The sequence below is a fragment of the Polynucleobacter sp. MWH-UH35A genome (assembly GCF_018687075.1).
Classification (GTDB): Bacteria; Pseudomonadota; Gammaproteobacteria; order Burkholderiales; family Burkholderiaceae; genus Polynucleobacter.
Genome location: NZ_CP061285.1, coordinates 318,683 through 334,789, shown reverse-complemented (window position 1 = coordinate 334,789; position 16,107 = coordinate 318,683). Strand labels below are relative to the sequence as shown.

The window sequence follows — 16,107 nt, the reverse complement described above, 5'->3', positions numbered from 1 at the left end:
TAAGAAAAAAACTATTTTAATTTCAAGAAACTAATGTATGTATATTTAAAAAATACTATCAATAAATAGAAATAAATTAGCGCACCAAAATATCTACTTTGATCATATAAATTAAAATTAAATAATATTAATGAAGCCAATAAAATAAAATATATTAAAATAATAATATGTTTTTTAAAAAAATAAATATTAATTAAAAATATTAGAAAAATTCCAATGGACAAATTTATAAATTTATATTCTAAAAATAAATTCGATAATAAAATATAAAATAATAATATTAAAAAAATAAAAATAAATTTTAAAAATATACTAAGAGAAAAATTACTTTTAATTAATTTTATTAATAAAAAAAATGAAGTATAAGTGCATCCTTTAAATTTATTAAAACCATTTGTTATATTAATAATTGATATTATAAATAAAATAACAAGAAAAATTACATAAAAAAATACATCAAAGTTAATAGTGTTTAAAAATTTATATGCTTTATTTATTATATTATCGGTAATAACTACGGTTGGATTACCGCTTATTGTAAATTTATTAAGTATATTTGTTTTATTTTTAACGTTACACAAACCTGATTCAATAGCATTTATTTTAATATCATTATACTTAACATCTTTATTAAAAAAAAATGTAATTTTATCTATAAATATATTATCAAGAAGAGGCTTTATACATAAGCTTTTTAGATCACTATATTTTGAATTATAATAATCAAATTTTATTAATACTTCACTTCCTTGACTTTTATATACCAAAACTACCGTTTCAAGATTATTTAAATGATTTGGACTAATTAGAATGGATTGATTTATTTGTATATTTCTTAACTTATAAACATATCTATTTTGATTAACAGTATTATACTCATAATAATTGCCAAGTATGTATTGAGGAAATATATTAAGGTATTGTATAAAGTTAGAACTATTTGAAAGTGATTTAACAAAAAAAATTGAAATTACTAAAAATAGAACTGTAAGAAAATATTTTTTACCCATATACACGATTAGCTTTGTGTTTGTAAAAATAATAAAATGATAAGTAATATATTACTATAAAAAACATATAGTAAAATAATATAAAATGAATTAAATAATAAACACGTTTTCGTGTAATAGCGAGATATAACGCATCTATTATTATTGGAATTACTAATAATGCATTAATTACGATTTTAAGTTGCTTTAACCTATAGTTTTTATAATATAACTTTCTACCATGTAAACCAGATTTATTTTTGAAATAAATATTAGCAATTACTCTAGATCTTATCTTGCGAAGATAACCTAAAAAACTATGGGATGGAGTATGAATTATTTCATCTTTTTTCATATATATTAAATAACAAAAATCCTCCTTAGTTATGTAGTATAGATGTGGTGTTAACCTTGCTTCATTCGTTAAAAATGGATATTTAATTTTGATTTGACTTAGATTGATTATCGTTGAAAGCGCTACGATTTCAATCAGAACTTCTTTTTTTAAATTAGATGTATTATATATCGCATATATAGAATTATCTTTGACTTTATAAAAATATTTATTTAAAAATGAAGCATAAAAGTTAGGCTGTTTACTCATTCTATATAAATAGAATGAGTATGGGTCTCCAAATTCATTTATATAGTAATTAATTTGATTACTATTTCCATCTGTTATATACCCAGAAGACAATGCAATTACAGCCTTATCTTTATATATATCTAGTAACTCAATTTTTTTTAAAATACTACTATTAGATACAATTATTTCATCTGAGTCTATATATAAAAGATAATCTCCTTTTGCATTTATATAACCTAAATACTTAGCGTACCCTGGCTCTACTAACTCGTTATTGATAATTTTGCATTCATATTTATTGGCAATATTAATTGTAGAATCACTAGAACCACCATCTACAATTAATATTTCAATTTTAAGGTCCGAAATATTCTGTCTATAAATAGATTTTAGGCAGCGCTCCAACACCAACTCTGAATTATAAGTTGCAATGCATATAGTTAAATTAATCATTTTCTATGTAATTATATAATATAATAATCAATATAAATACAAATAGAAGAGTACAAATCTTAATGATTTCTAAATATTGATATTTTGGAAATGATATATCATCAGATAAAAAGAAAATAATATTTTTACAGTTTTTATTATTTTCTAATATTAATTTATTATCAATTTTAAAAATTCCTAAATCATTACATGAGAAAGGGTCTATTTGTACTTTTTTATTTTTAAAATATTCCACATTGATAATTAAATTTTTAGTGTTAAGAGTATCTAGCTTAATCTGATTGCCAATAATTATGTACGGTATTTTTCTCTTTTCCCTAGATGCACAACTATCCTGTATAAGGTTATCATTGAATTCTGTATAAGCAAAATTATTTTCTAATTTTTTGTTGATCTTATAAAGTATAAAATTATTGGTTTCCTTAACCACCTCCTTATCAGATATTAAGTTAAATAACTTACTTTTATTATCAAATATTAAATCGCCTTCATTATAAAAACTAAAATATGGATAGGCTTTTTTATTAGAAATTATATTTTTATTATAAATTACAAAATTAATTTTATTATCAATAATTAAATTGCAAATATCTTTATAATTATTTTTTACAATATTTCTTTTAATTAAATCGTGGTTTATTGTTAGTGATTCATAACCAGTATATGAATGAAAATTTGTATATTTATATAAGAAATTTGAACCGGCGTAAGTGTTATTGCTGTCTAATAGTACAAGATAATTTATATTGGAAATAGGAAAAAATAGAAAATTTCCATTAATATTCAAATTTATGATCTCGTGGATGTACTCCTTTATAAATAACCTTTTTACACCAGATTTCTCATTATTTTTTATTAAATTTATATCAAAATTAATAAAAATATACAAAATAGATATTAAGGCAATGCATAGAAATGTCACCACTATTCTATTTAATTTTTTCATCATTATAATTAGTGACAAATGTATACATGGCAAACATCAAAAGTATAAATGAAATAGATTGGGCTATAGAAAATTTATCATAGCTATTGCGCCAAATTATTAAGAATTTAGCATTTTCCATAGCATTTGAAAAGTATAAGTTTAAATGTCCAAATCCATTATATAGGTAATTTATTATTATAAAATTTAATGCTATTAGTTTGAAAAATTTATTTAATTTTTTACTTTTTTTATTTATCAGCATTTGAAATATGCAGAACAAACTAATGATAATTATTATAATAATATTTAAGTAGTTTAAGTAAATACTTGAATTTTTATAATAACCAATAAATAAATTTACAGGGAGTCCTGCTAATGTTATATAATTACTATTTAAGGCAGAAGTGCTAATTGATATATGTTTACTAGCATTAATACTCTCTATACTAAACATTCCATTTGAATAAAGTCCGCCAATAAATGTTAAATATAAGGTATCAATATTAATAATAAATATATTTATAATAATAGTAATTAGAAATATAATAGCTCTTTTATAATTTTCTCTTAATGCTAAAAATATATAAATGGCAAGCAAAGGCAGTAGAGGAATAGTCCATGGAACGGATGCATAAATAGATGATTGAACAAATAAGACTATTATTGAAATAGTTAAAGTTATTTTATCACCTTTTCTTACAAATCTTAGTAACAATCCCATCAAAAGTGGCATGCCCCATATATATGTAATGACCGGTAATTTTGTTGACATTAGAGTACTTGCAAGTACGGGGGATAGCGCGTATAAATTAGCTAGTAAAATCATACATATAAAGCTTATTTTTACTCTTAAATTTTTTGCAGTTTCTTTTAATAAAAATAACATTCCAATAAATGTTAAATTTAACTGTAAACTTAGATAACTTAGCTGTGTATTTATAGGTGATATTTTATCTATTAAGTAAATTAATAGATAATATCCAATATTTGAAACTTCTGTTATCAGGCTGCTTTGACTTAAGTTTGAATTATTAATAGCTCCACTTAAAATATGAATTATATTTAATCCTGGATCAAAAAACTCAAACTTTATATCATCTCCACCTATTAATAATACATTATTATCATAATATAAAAATGGTGCAATTGAGTATCCAATAACACTTATAATAAAAATTATTTTATAAGGCAATTTTTAAGATACCTTACAATGTTATCGCTAGGAGATGAATCATACTTCAAGGGTTTATTTATAAATTCCCTATAATTTTGTAAAAATAATTTAAATTCCAAGACTATATCTTTTTTGGGGATAACTACATTTCCCCCAAGACCTTCCACTCTTTCTGTTTCTTTTCTCAAGAGAAAACATGGCTTTCCTATGTAACAAGACTCCTCTTGATTAGTTCCGCCATCTGTTGCTATAAATTCAGCCCCTATAAAAAGTTCAATAAAGTTTTTAAAAGGTAGCCTATCCAATAAATTAATTCTTTTATTTTCTTTTAATTCATCATATATATTTATATTTATTAAGAAGTCCTTAGTTTGCTTATGCATTACAAAATAACATTTTATATTATCATTATTTGAGGAACATATTTCTAGAACACTCTTAACAAAATTTTGAGAAAGTAGGGATTCCTGCCTATGTATGATGAGAAGGTAATACAACTCCATTGATTTATGTGGCTTTATTGCTAAATCAGTAAAAGCATCATACATTGTGTTTCCACAAGTATTAATAACTTCTGTCTTATTGTTTAATTTTTTTGCATATAAGAAGGATTCAATACTGGGGGTAAATCTGACTGTGGCATATTTGGTTACAAATCTCCTACATAATTCCTCAGGAAAGGGTGTAAAGATTTTATTACTTGTTAGTCCCGATTCAATATGAAATAGCTTTAAGCTATTTATTATCGCAACAATTGACCCAATAAATGTTGATATTGTATCTCCATGAACAATTATCGAAACATTATCTATTTCTTTCTTAAGATTTTTTATATATTTATTAGTCTTATAAGTTGCGCCTAAAAACCATACAACCATCCACGCAACTCTAAAAATAAATTTATTTGAGGGAAATTTTATATTGCCAACAGTTAAAAATATTGCATTAGAATGTGTAACCTCATCAAATACATTTGAGTCATAAAGAAAATTTTGACCATTACATAATATTATATATTTAATATTATTATCACTCAAACGTCGACATACAGGTAATATTTTAATCAACTCTGCTTCTGTACCAACATAAAAAATAAAATTATTTTTCATTTATATTTATATCTTTTTAAGTAGTTTATTTTTTATGCTTTAATTTTATTTAAAGATATGATTATATTAGTATAAGTTGCTGCAACAACAATTAGTAATAGTGGATAAAAAATAAGTATTGTTCTAGCGCCTGCAGAAAGGCCATGCACAAATATTGATATTATTGATGCCATCAATAAACTAATATATAAAAATAGAAATTTGTGATCTCTATCAAACTTACCCCAAATGAGCGTTAATGGAAGTGGAAATAATGAAATCCATTGAAGGTACTCCGTCCATTTCAAAAAAGATGTTAAATTGGTATTGCCCATTAAGGAATTAGAAATTTGACGCAAATGGTCAAAATTTGCATAAATGAAATTTAAATAAAAAGAAGAATAGCTGTAATTTGTAGAATAACCTGTAGCTATAAGAAAGTGGTTTATTAGGAAGCTATACCTCCCCCTTAAAAAATCTAAGGTAGCATTTGTCAAGTATTTATTTAAGTCTCCATAACATCTAAGAACTTGACCTCCATTTTCAATACAATTCTCGGTATATACAACACGAAGCGACTTATCATTAAAATAATTCATTAATTCTGAACTGCATGAAGGCTCAAATTTTAGCTCTCGACAAGCTAATGCTATATATTCAGCAGAAAAATAATGTCCAAAATGGCCAGTTACTGAAAAAATCCCGGTATAGTAATAAGTTCGAATACATAATATTAAATACAATAAAAATAATGCAAGTAATATTATTATATATTTTCTCTTTCTTAACATATTAAAAATAAAAAGAGGCAATATAAATAAAAATAAATTAGATCTAAGTGTTAAAGAAAATAATGCAGCGATGCATGTAAAAAATAATTTATTATTGTATTCACCATTTACAAGCTGAAGAAATATAAAAAGAAGTACTGTGATTGTTGGTAGATCCACCCCTGGCAATGCAATTGATGCAATGATATTAGGGTTTAATAATACAAATAATGCAATTATTGCAGCAACAAATTTATTAATATTTGTTAATATAATTATTTTGAATAAAAATATTGCAGCAGTTATGTATAAAAAGTAATTAAAAATAATTAAAACTTTAGGAGAATCATATATTAATCTCAAAAAAGCAATTAAATATGGGAACCCAAGAGACACCCTGACTTCAGGATAGTATTCTTTGCTATTACTAAGATTGTAAACTGAACCTAAATTAATATCTGGTCTGAAATTATTTAAAATTGAAGTAGAAATTGCATAGTATTGATCTATATCCATTCCACACCACTCAAATACAGCGCATGTAGTTTTTAATTGAATTATACTTACTAATATCCCTATTGAAATTATTATTAAAAAAAATATTTCTAATAATGGATATTTTTTAATTTTTCCTATTATTTTATTCATTATATCTCTAGACTATAAAACTAAATATATGGAATTATTTATCTTTTAATTTTAATAATAAATAAAGTAATAGCAAGTATAAATATTAATAGACTAAATGTTGCACACATTTTTGAAATACTTACTAAAGTTTTAACTTGCGGTGAATATAAGTATATAGAATTGATATCATTATTATTAAGACCGCTTAAATTGATTTCTATATTATAGTAATCATTCTTTTCAATTCTTTCATTTTGATTTTTGTTATTAATATATAGCTGAATACTACTATTGAAATTTACATCTGTAACCACCTTTTCATCATAAGCATAATTAATAATGCCAGGCTTCCCCTTTATGCCATTTTGAAAATTATATTTATTATTTATTCTGTAGATATCGTATTCACTATTTAAATTTATTTTTTCTTGTGGTTTTAATAATTCAATAACTTTATAGGAATCCACATACAAATCTTCTGGTCCATTTTTATATAAATAACTATTTTTTAAATCATTATCAATACTTTTTATAAATACGATAGTATTTATACCAAAATTTTGTAAAATATTAAGTAATTTATTTGATTCATTATTTCTAATATATCGCTGAACTCTATCAAAGTTCTCATAATTGGCAAAACTAAATTTTCCCCAAAATCCTATTTTATTTTTTTCTGTTAGATTAAAAATTGGTACGCCTATATAATTTTCATCTAAATTTACGCCTTTAATAACCATATAACCTGGCATATTTAATGGTAAGAATAATATATTTTTAACATCTTTATTGGACAAGTATTTTGTTAAATCTGTATATTGCTTTGATAGACTAGTCAATTTTCTAGACGTTTCATTTGTTGTCCATAGAGGTGTTTTTAGTTCTGAATAAATTACACCATTTATATTCGCAATTACATATAGAATAAGAAATAAAACGCAAATATTAAATTTATTTTTAGAAAAATTAACTAATATTAAAGCCATTAATATTGATGATGTAAATCCCAAACCAAGAGAAAACTTATCAAAGTTATTTTTGAATAGGCCCGCTAAAGGTAGCGTGCTATAAAAATCTATTTCCTTACTTAAAATTCCAATATTTAATGTATATAAAAAAACTGCTAAAAACCAACTAAATAATATTGCCAAATTAATTGCTGATTTATTTTTTAAATTTAATATGTAGTTGGATATTAAACCTATAAATATAAATCCGTATAGAAACCCTAGATATAAGCTTAGTTTATTTTCATACCATCTTGGCATTGACATGCCCATTAAAGGAAATATGATGCTATTTAAACTTGTTACCTCTGCCAATACTGCTCTTGTTGTTTCTGTTGATACATATCCAAAAGATAAGCTTTCATTACCAAGTATTTGCCATATCAAAGGAATTAACCAAAACAGATTAACCATGACAATTAAAAAAATTGTTAATAGTATTTTTAATTTAAATCTTGATTTGATAAATAAATATACTATAAAAGGAAATATGCACACTACTGTTCCTATTACCCACGGAATACTAAATAATGCGAAAGAATAAAGATAGCTAATGGGTATTATTATTAATTTTCCAATATTTCCAGATAAAAATATGCAATAAATAAAAACTGGAAAATATGAGATTAAAAAATGTGCGTATAGCCCGTGGGTAGCGATTGTTGTATAAGTGTATGGATTTAAAATATATAATAGAGGAATAAAAATATAAATTACATTTAATTTATTTTCTTTTTCAAGGCCTAATTTTTTTATTATTAAATAAAATAGGTTGTATGAAATTAAAATATTCAAGGAAAATAAAAGTGCCTGAATATTAATTGCATCAATTGTTAAAAATTTCAATACTTTTATGAAGAAGAAAAAAGGCAACTGATAAATTTGAGTAAATTGTTGCCCCTGTCCAGCCAAGGTATTACCCCAATGTATATTATATAAATACTGCTCATTAGTATATAAATTTGGATCAATATAAAAATATTGAGAAGCATCTCCTCCTATATAGTAATATTTTCCAAAACTTATAAATACCACTAATGCCAGGATAATATTAACTAAGAATATTAGTTTAATTTCAAATAACTTATTCACTACCTATCTCAATATCATTATATTCTTCCAGGCCCTTAAATAAAGCTAGATAGTAGCTTAATCCTGGTCTTTTTATATATTTCTTAAGTACTGTCATATCAGCATTGAAGTTATTGCTACCATATTTTTTTTTGAGTGCCAAAGTATCATTTATATTAACTAAATTCCATCTTACGGCCGAATATAATACATTAATAGATTTAAAATTTCCCTTAATTATACTCGGCAGAAATTGCATTATTGCAGCTAGAATTGCAGTTGGTAGAAGTATTACATTCATAGCTGTCGAAAAATTCTTTATATAAGAGCATAATTTATTTTTCAAATTATGATATTGAACAATCTCGCTGCCGAATAAGACTGAAGTTCCACCAACATGGTGCTCACATACTGCATTTGGCCAATACCAGCACTCAAAACCGTTGTTAATAATTCGGTGACAAAAATCCGATTCCTCATAGTAGCACCAATATCTGCCATCAAATAATCCAACTTTTTTAATCGCCTCTGCTTTTATCATCATGCATGCCCCTTTGCTACTAAAGACGCGAAAAGGATGTGAATATATATCTTTGTTTGATTTTTTTCCAACCCCATAGTGATAGAGGATCGTAGATAATGTTAAAAATGAGCCGCAAGAGTCGATAATACCTTCATTACCCATTCTTACTAATTTTGCTTGAATAGCGCCTGCATTTTTTTTGGCAATAAATCCTTTCACCATCTCACTAATACAGTCTGGTTTTAATTTTGTATCGTTATTCAAAAGCAGAATATATTCTCCGCTAGCAATTTGGTTTCCTATATTGTTTGCTTTTGCAAATCCAAAATTCTCACTAAGAACTTTTACTATTACTTTTGGATAATTTATTTTTATAAAATCCACAGAATCATCTGTTGACGCATTATCAATAAATATTATTTCTAAATTTTGATAGTCCTGTCTTAAGATGGATTCTATGCATTCTTTCAGCCATTTTTTTCCATTCCAATTAACGATTATTACCGATACCTTTATCAAATCGTTCCCCGAATTTGCATATCTTCCTCGAGATTTTTCACCCCTTTTTTAATGAAAGTCTCTAATTTATATTGTGATTTAGATCTAAACACTTGCTGCATTTTTTTTGATGGATAAGTTTCAATTTCTACTTCGATTGTTTTATTAAATTTATTTTCAAGAATTTTGGGTATATCTTTTATTTTGTATAGTTTTCCAGTACAAATATTTATTTTCCTTAATGAGCCTTTTCTCAATCGAATATCTACAGACCTTTTGATAGCATAAAAAAGCTGATTTGCACTTACAAAATCTCTTTGATGATCCCCATTCCTAATTTTTGCTACTACTGAATTTTGCATGCAATGATATAAATAATCTATCAATGAACCGGGGGATCCATCAAGATAGTAGTATGACTCAGCCACTAAATTTATTAAACTAATTTTTCGTTTCAATGCATAGCATCTTAACCAATTAAAATGCTTTTTTTTTCTTGCTGAATAATAATTTTCAAATTTATTTAAAGCTGTATCAATATTTATTACCTTAGTAATTTTATTTCTGGGTATGTATTCTAATATTTTTTTGGGGAATAGATGATTCCCATCTACCATGGAACAAGCATTGAACTTTCTCGGTCCATAATTTGCGCTTGTATTTAAAACGATAATGGATCTATATTTTGAAATTAGCTGCTTAATTTTTTTCCTATTTTTATATTTAATAGTATCTATTTTTTTTGAGCTTATACCCTTAACACTTCTTCTTGAAATTACTATTTTTTTATATTTTTTAAAGTCGGGCCTCTGAGTGACTTTCTGCGCCAACCTGCTAAAGCCAACTACAAACATTAGCTCACTTTTTTGTGACATAACTCATTGATTTATAGTAAATATAACCCAAACCACCCGCAGTAAACTCTAATGTTTTTAAGAGTATGGCGCCCGCCCATAAGGGAAAATTTTCCCTTGCTTTGTTACTGTGTTTAAAAAAAATCCAATATCTATAAGCCAAACTTGACTGCAACTTAAAAGATTCTTTTGTTTCAATGCCCTGTGAATACTTTACAAAAGATTTAGAGTAATACATTTTTTTTCTCAACTGTCCCAACAAGGTTATTTTTCCCTCTTGCTGTGTCACCTTACTTTCTATAATTGAAAGACACTTGGTTCCGTACTTATACTCCACCCTTCTAGGGAGCTCGTAATCTTCAGAGCCAATGTTCTCCGGATCATACCCGTTGAATTCTATGAAGGTTTCTCTTTTAAAAACTCTAGCCGCCTGCATCCAAATAATTTTGTCATAAAGTGATCTTTCAAGAGATTTGCATCTACTCCAAAATCCATGACCACTAGATCTTTCTGGTATGCATAACATTCTCAATGATTCGTCACCGGAAAAACGTTGGTAACTTTCAGAAATTACAGTCTTGTCAAGAATCATATCGCTATCAATAATGGCCAAATATTTCCCCTCGGCTAATTCTGCCCCCTCATTTCTCTTTGCGGATCTTTCATAATTTTTGGATTTTATATATTTAGCCTTAGGATACTGCTCTACAATTTTTCTAATACAACTATCATTAGATGAATCAACCACTATCAACTCATAGTTTTCATATTCTTGATTGCTGATTGAATCTAAACATCGCATAAGCGTATCCTCAAACTTGTAGGTAGTTACTACGATGCTGATTTTATCCATTCTATCTTAGCGCTTTTCGAATTTCATCGAGATGTTCAGTTGTCCATGAATAAAGCTCACCCAACCCATCATTTACGCCTACGACCGCATTCCAACCCAAAAATTTATTAATTTTGGATGTATCACATACAAATACTTTTTGATCGCCCGGACGCCAATCAGATTGAATATATTCGATCTTTTCCCCGGATTCTTTTTCAATTTTTTTAACCAGCTCATTTAGTGACAGGGTATTACTTTTTCCGCCACCAATATTAAAAGCATGTCCCGATGCCTTATCGGAGTACTGTATCGCCAAATCATATGCCCTTACCAAATCGCTGACATGCAAAACATCACGTATCTGCTTTCCATCTCCATAAACTGTTATAGATTTTCCAAGCATGCTGGCAATTGTGAACCATGCTATCCACCCCTGATCTTCAACGCCAAATTGACGGGGTCCGTATATACATGATTGCCTAAACGATATCGTTCGCAGGCCATATATTCTCGCGTAATCAATAACATATTGATCCCCAGCACCTTTAGAGCAACCATAAGGCGAGTAAAATGAAAGAGGATATTCTTCGCTTATCCCATTCTGAAGATTTTCATATTCATATCGACCATTCCTTTCAATAACTGATGTGTTCTCCATCTTCCCATATACTTTGTTAGTCGATGAATATATAAGAACTGTATTTGGGCTATGCTTTCTAATCGCCTCTAAGATATTAAAAGTTCCTCTTGCATTAATCTCAAAATCTTCTTCAGGGTCAACCAGAGATGTTGTAACTGCAACCTGCCCCGCTAGATGCAAAATTGCATTAAAACCCTCTTGCTTGATAAGCTGATTTACCAAATTCACATCCCTAATGTCACCTTTTTTAAAAATAACGTTTGGTAGTCCTTGTATAAATTCACAATTAATATTCGCACCTTTTCTTGAGAGGTTATCTAAAACCACAACCTGCCAACCCTTTTCAGAAAAATAACATGCTGCGTTAGATCCAATAAATCCAGCCCCACCAGTTATTAAAATTTTTCCCATCTTTCGCCTTACTTTAGAAAATTAAAAAATATGTCGTAGGTTCTAGAAATATTTACAGAGCAAGCCAGCTTGTGTGCTTTAAATTGAATATTTCCGTATTGCTGATGATCCTGAAACGCCGAAATAATTGATTCAGCCATACTTTCGGGTGAATTTTTCTTAACAATAATTCCAGCCAGCCCATTTTCAACAGCATCCCTAAGTCCATGTATGTCATAAACAATTGCCGGGGTACCCTGAGAACCAGCTTCGGAAACGATTATTCCCCAACCTTCCCTAACGGAGGTGCAACAAATATAGTGTGCCGACTGCATTATTTTACATTTCAATTTTTCATCACGAATTGAACCTAAGAATTGAATATCATCTGAATATGGAGAATTTGCAATCATTCTTTTTACACGAGCCGCATATCGCCCAAAACCATCGCCGCCAACAATCAATTTCAAATTTTTTAACCTGGGTTTTGCGTGCTCAAATGCCTTAATGACATGATCTGGGCGCTTCATTTCACGCAATGCAGAAAAAAATAAAATTGTTGGATTGTCTGGCTTTTGAATTTCTTCAATTTTTTCAACAGGATTTATTGTAAAAGTTTCGGATATTATCCTAATAAGATCTTCTTTGAAACCAAGTTCAAGCAAATCTTGTTTAGTAGATTCAGCAAATGTAAATGTTTTTTGATCCCTAAATAATCTCAAATAGAAGGGCTCCAAAAAATATCCAATAAGTGAAAATGGAAATGGCAGTTGATAAAACCACACCTGTCTCGCTAACTGCTGAATCATAAAAACAGTTTTGCAACTGACGTAAAATTTAGCGAAAAAGGGAATGGTATTACACTCATCAATGACAAGATCGGGCCAATCTTTTAAATTTCTTTGGAAATAAAAAAACGCTTTTAGATATACAGTGTATCTACTGCCTAGCCTGACAATTTGATACCCATCCCTTTCCTCCTCCTCCTTGCAGTTATGCCACCCCCCCACCAAAAACTTAACCTGATGACCCTCCAATATCAACCTTTTAGCCAATTCCTCATTAACTAACTCGGCACCCCCCGCTTGAGGGTGCCCCATATCTTTCCAAGTCATCCAGACAATTTTCATTCTGAAAATCTCTCAAACAATACGGAATGTTTAGCTAAAGTCATAGAAAAAGACAATTAAATTTATTGGATTGATGCGTCTATTAACTTACTTTTAGAATAAATAAAATTAATATACATTGCCATTAACCCAGATATCAATATCGTCGAATTTGAGATACCTATTATAGTTATAACGTTTAAAAGTGAGCTACTAAATAGGTATATTGCCAATATCTCAATAGGTGCAGCCACAAGAAATAGCCATGCAAATATTACTGAGCCCTTGGCAATCATGTAATTTTCACAGAATATAGTCAAAGCCATAGGCATGATTGCAAGAGAGTAAAGCCAAAGTAAGTTTCCCGCCTCGCTATACGATACCCCAAATAACATGGTAATTATGAAGGCGCCAAAAAATTTGAACATTACAACACCTAAACTACATGCTAGAAAAATAGATGCGAATCCAATTTTAAACAACGAATTTGTGGACTGGTAGGCGACACTCATTCTAGCAATAACTGGATATATTGCAGCTATTACGCCACCCGAAACATATAAAATTGATTTTCCCAATGTAGATACCGCAGCAAATATTCCAGCTTCCTTATTATCAAAAAACTTATTGACAATAACTACATCTAACTGCGTTAATGCGGTCAAGCATATAGATGCGATTAATATAGGAAGATATTTTATTTGTTTTATTTTTTGATCTGAAGAAATCGAATTTATAGTCGCTGACTCTATAAATTTAAACCCGATTATACAAACTACTATGGAGGCTATAAATACTCCCGTTAACGCCCCATAAAGCTCAAATCCCAATAAGATAAAACTAAGGGCAAATACTGCCTTCAAAAATGGATAAAGAACAGTTAAGGCCGCATAACGATTAAATTGTTGCAGACCATGTATAACACCCATATTAATAAGGGTAACCGCGCTTATGGATGTAATCAATATTGTCAAATAATATTGATATGCCGACTTAAAATTTAGAAATACGTATATCTGCTTGAAAAATAACCACCCTATAAATAGAATTAAGATGGATGCGTAAAATAAATTTATTAGCAATTTCTTATAAAATTTTAATACACTGCCCAATGCGCCACTCGCTGAAATAATTGATATTTTCCTCGTATATATCAATACCGTCGCGTTGATCGGGGAAACTAGAAAGACTGATACCGCCAAGACTGATGAAAATGCAGCATAATCCCCAACACTTAAACTTCTTCCTATTAATATTTGAAACCCATACCCAAATAATCCCGCCAAAAATGAAGAACTACTTAGTAAGATGGAATTTTTTATGAATGAAACGTTATTTTTCAAAAGTTAATTTTTTCTCGAACGACGTATAGCGGTCTATTTATTACCTCGGTATGTATGGAGCCCACATATAGCGCCACAAGACCTATGGCCACAAGAACAACGCCAATTAGAAGAGTATTTAACAATGCCACTATTGCTAAAGGCGATATAATAAAAACACCATATATTAAATAAAAACCAAGAAAATACAAAAAGATTCCGCTCACTATAACAATTAATAATAGGCCAAGATACCCGGCAATCTTTAGCGGCCATAGCGAGAAAGAAGTTATGCTATTTACTGCCAAACTGAATAACTTAGCGTAAGAATAACCTGCACTACCATACATTCTTTTGGGAGCAGAAAAATAAACATATTCTCTTTTAAAACCAAGCCAATCCATTATCCCCCTAAACATTCTTTGACGCTCAGTGGCACGTTTAAAAGCTTCAATAACTTTATTGTCATAAAGCCTGAAGTCAGTAGATTGGGGAGTCATCTCGACTTCGGAAATTTTATTTATTATCCAATAATAAACTTTTGATCCAAGCCATCTAAAGATGGGTTGATCCTCAGACTCTTTTCTTATTGCAATAACTATTTCAGCGCCACTCTCCCATTTTTGAATCATGTCAGGAATCAAATTTGGCGGGTGCTGCATATCTGCATCTAGACAAATTATTGCTTTACTGCTTAAAGCCTCATGTACACCAGCGGTGAGAGCTATCTCCTTACCGAAATTCCTAGAAAGGTCAATAACTTTTACTTTTTTATCTAGTTTTGCAAGCTCACGTAATACGTCACAAGTATCATCAATGCTGCCATCATTTACAAAAATATAATTAAACTCATAAGACGTGGAAACAGATACTAAATTAGTTTCTAGAGCCTCATAAAGGTGGGAGACATTCTCACCCTCTCCATAAGTTGGCACGACTATTGTAATTAAATTAGAACTATTCATAATTTTCTATTTTCAGAACTTTTCTTATTTTAATAAATTACCTTAGGGCTCTAATAACCTAATCAAGGAAATGATAAATTCTACACTTAGCCTATAGTTTGTTTAAGAAAGTTTTTACATGCGGAGTAATTTTCTATATGTATTATTATACAATTATTATTTATATAAAGCTAATATTGATTAACTATTTGAATTGTAATTTACCAACCTGCAACCCTCATAAGTTGAACAAGGTTAATTGATAAGATCTCTCAATTTTTTTTCATCATATATAA

General features: G+C 28.3%; 14 protein-coding genes. All 14 read right to left on the bottom strand.

The features are described from left to right. Positions 1 to 11: 11 nt before the first annotated feature. Positions 12 to 1,010 (bottom strand): hypothetical protein, encoded by a 999-nt coding sequence (locus ICV36_RS01810; RefSeq protein WP_215400851.1) that lies wholly within the window; start codon positions 1,008 to 1,010, stop codon positions 12 to 14. Then, entirely contained in the window at positions 1,003 to 2,028 is a 1,026-nt protein-coding gene (locus ICV36_RS01805; RefSeq protein ID WP_215400850.1) for a glycosyltransferase family A protein, read from the bottom strand. The genes ICV36_RS01810 and ICV36_RS01805 overlap by 8 nt, the downstream gene beginning before the upstream one ends. Next, positions 2,021 to 2,977 carry a hypothetical protein gene (locus ICV36_RS01800; RefSeq protein ID WP_215400849.1) on the bottom strand — a complete coding sequence of 319 codons (957 nt, stop codon included), beginning with the start codon at positions 2,975 to 2,977 and terminating at the stop codon, positions 2,021 to 2,023. Before ICV36_RS01800 ends, ICV36_RS01805 begins: the two co-directional genes overlap by 8 nt. Further along, positions 2,958 to 4,148, bottom strand: coding sequence for a hypothetical protein (locus ICV36_RS01795; RefSeq protein WP_215400848.1), 1,191 nt, complete (start codon positions 4,146 to 4,148; stop codon positions 2,958 to 2,960). The genes ICV36_RS01800 and ICV36_RS01795 overlap by 20 nt, the downstream gene beginning before the upstream one ends. After that, positions 4,133 to 5,239 (bottom strand): UDP-N-acetylglucosamine 2-epimerase, encoded by a 1,107-nt coding sequence (locus ICV36_RS01790; protein ID WP_215400847.1) that lies wholly within the window; start codon positions 5,237 to 5,239, stop codon positions 4,133 to 4,135. Before ICV36_RS01790 ends, ICV36_RS01795 begins: the two co-directional genes overlap by 16 nt. 32 nt (positions 5,240 to 5,271) lie before the next feature. Next, the gene (locus tag ICV36_RS01785) at positions 5,272 to 6,636 is read right to left on the bottom strand and encodes a hypothetical protein (RefSeq protein ID WP_215400846.1); all 1,365 of its coding nucleotides are present in this window, start codon (positions 6,634 to 6,636) and stop codon (positions 5,272 to 5,274) included. 38 nt (positions 6,637 to 6,674) lie between these two features. Further along, on the bottom strand, positions 6,675 to 8,717 hold the full coding sequence (locus ICV36_RS01780) for a hypothetical protein (RefSeq protein ID WP_215400845.1): 2,043 nt from the start codon (positions 8,715 to 8,717) through the stop codon (positions 6,675 to 6,677). After that, positions 8,710 to 9,738: a glycosyltransferase family 2 protein gene (locus ICV36_RS01775; protein ID WP_215400844.1), complete on the bottom strand. Its 1,029-nt coding sequence runs from the start codon at positions 9,736 to 9,738 to the stop codon at positions 8,710 to 8,712. The genes ICV36_RS01780 and ICV36_RS01775 overlap by 8 nt, the downstream gene beginning before the upstream one ends. Next, the gene (locus ICV36_RS01770; protein WP_215400843.1) at positions 9,735 to 10,592 is read right to left on the bottom strand and encodes a hypothetical protein; all 858 of its coding nucleotides are present in this window, start codon (positions 10,590 to 10,592) and stop codon (positions 9,735 to 9,737) included. The genes ICV36_RS01775 and ICV36_RS01770 overlap by 4 nt, the downstream gene beginning before the upstream one ends. Next, positions 10,576 to 11,424, bottom strand: a complete 849-nt coding sequence (locus ICV36_RS01765) for a glycosyltransferase family A protein (RefSeq protein ID WP_215400842.1) — start codon at positions 11,422 to 11,424, stop codon at positions 10,576 to 10,578. Before ICV36_RS01765 ends, ICV36_RS01770 begins: the two co-directional genes overlap by 17 nt. A gap of 1 nt (position 11,425) precedes the next feature. After that, positions 11,426 to 12,457, bottom strand: coding sequence for a GDP-mannose 4,6-dehydratase (locus tag ICV36_RS01760; RefSeq protein ID WP_215400841.1), 1,032 nt, complete (start codon positions 12,455 to 12,457; stop codon positions 11,426 to 11,428). Positions 12,458 to 12,465: 8 nt separating this feature from the next. Continuing rightward, positions 12,466 to 13,551 (bottom strand): glycosyltransferase family 4 protein, encoded by a 1,086-nt coding sequence (locus ICV36_RS01755; protein WP_215400840.1) that lies wholly within the window; start codon positions 13,549 to 13,551, stop codon positions 12,466 to 12,468. A 77-nt stretch (positions 13,552 to 13,628) separates the two neighbouring features. Then, the gene (locus ICV36_RS01750; protein WP_215400839.1) at positions 13,629 to 14,888 is read right to left on the bottom strand and encodes a hypothetical protein; all 1,260 of its coding nucleotides are present in this window, start codon (positions 14,886 to 14,888) and stop codon (positions 13,629 to 13,631) included. Beyond that, the gene (locus ICV36_RS01745) at positions 14,885 to 15,832 is read right to left on the bottom strand and encodes a glycosyltransferase family 2 protein (RefSeq protein WP_215400838.1); all 948 of its coding nucleotides are present in this window, start codon (positions 15,830 to 15,832) and stop codon (positions 14,885 to 14,887) included. The genes ICV36_RS01750 and ICV36_RS01745 overlap by 4 nt, the downstream gene beginning before the upstream one ends. Positions 15,833 to 16,107 lie beyond the last annotated feature (275 nt).

Coding starts and splice junctions, on each gene's coding strand:
- ICV36_RS01790 (WP_215400847.1), bottom strand. CDS start 5,239: ATGAAAAATAATTTTATTTTTTATGTTGGTACAGAAGCAGAGTTGATT.
- ICV36_RS01810 (WP_215400851.1), bottom strand. CDS start 1,010: ATGGGTAAAAAATATTTTCTTACAGTTCTATTTTTAGTAATTTCAATT.
- ICV36_RS01770 (WP_215400843.1), bottom strand. CDS start 10,592: ATGTCACAAAAAAGTGAGCTAATGTTTGTAGTTGGCTTTAGCAGGTTG.
- ICV36_RS01805 (WP_215400850.1), bottom strand. CDS start 2,028: ATGATTAATTTAACTATATGCATTGCAACTTATAATTCAGAGTTGGTG.
- ICV36_RS01755 (WP_215400840.1), bottom strand. CDS start 13,551: ATGACTTGGAAAGATATGGGGCACCCTCAAGCGGGGGGTGCCGAGTTA.
- ICV36_RS01785 (WP_215400846.1), bottom strand. CDS start 6,636: ATGAATAAAATAATAGGAAAAATTAAAAAATATCCATTATTAGAAATA.
- ICV36_RS01760 (WP_215400841.1), bottom strand. CDS start 12,457: ATGGGAAAAATTTTAATAACTGGTGGGGCTGGATTTATTGGATCTAAC.
- ICV36_RS01800 (WP_215400849.1), bottom strand. CDS start 2,977: ATGATGAAAAAATTAAATAGAATAGTGGTGACATTTCTATGCATTGCC.
- ICV36_RS01765 (WP_215400842.1), bottom strand. CDS start 11,424: ATGGATAAAATCAGCATCGTAGTAACTACCTACAAGTTTGAGGATACG.
- ICV36_RS01745 (WP_215400838.1), bottom strand. CDS start 15,832: ATGAATAGTTCTAATTTAATTACAATAGTCGTGCCAACTTATGGAGAG.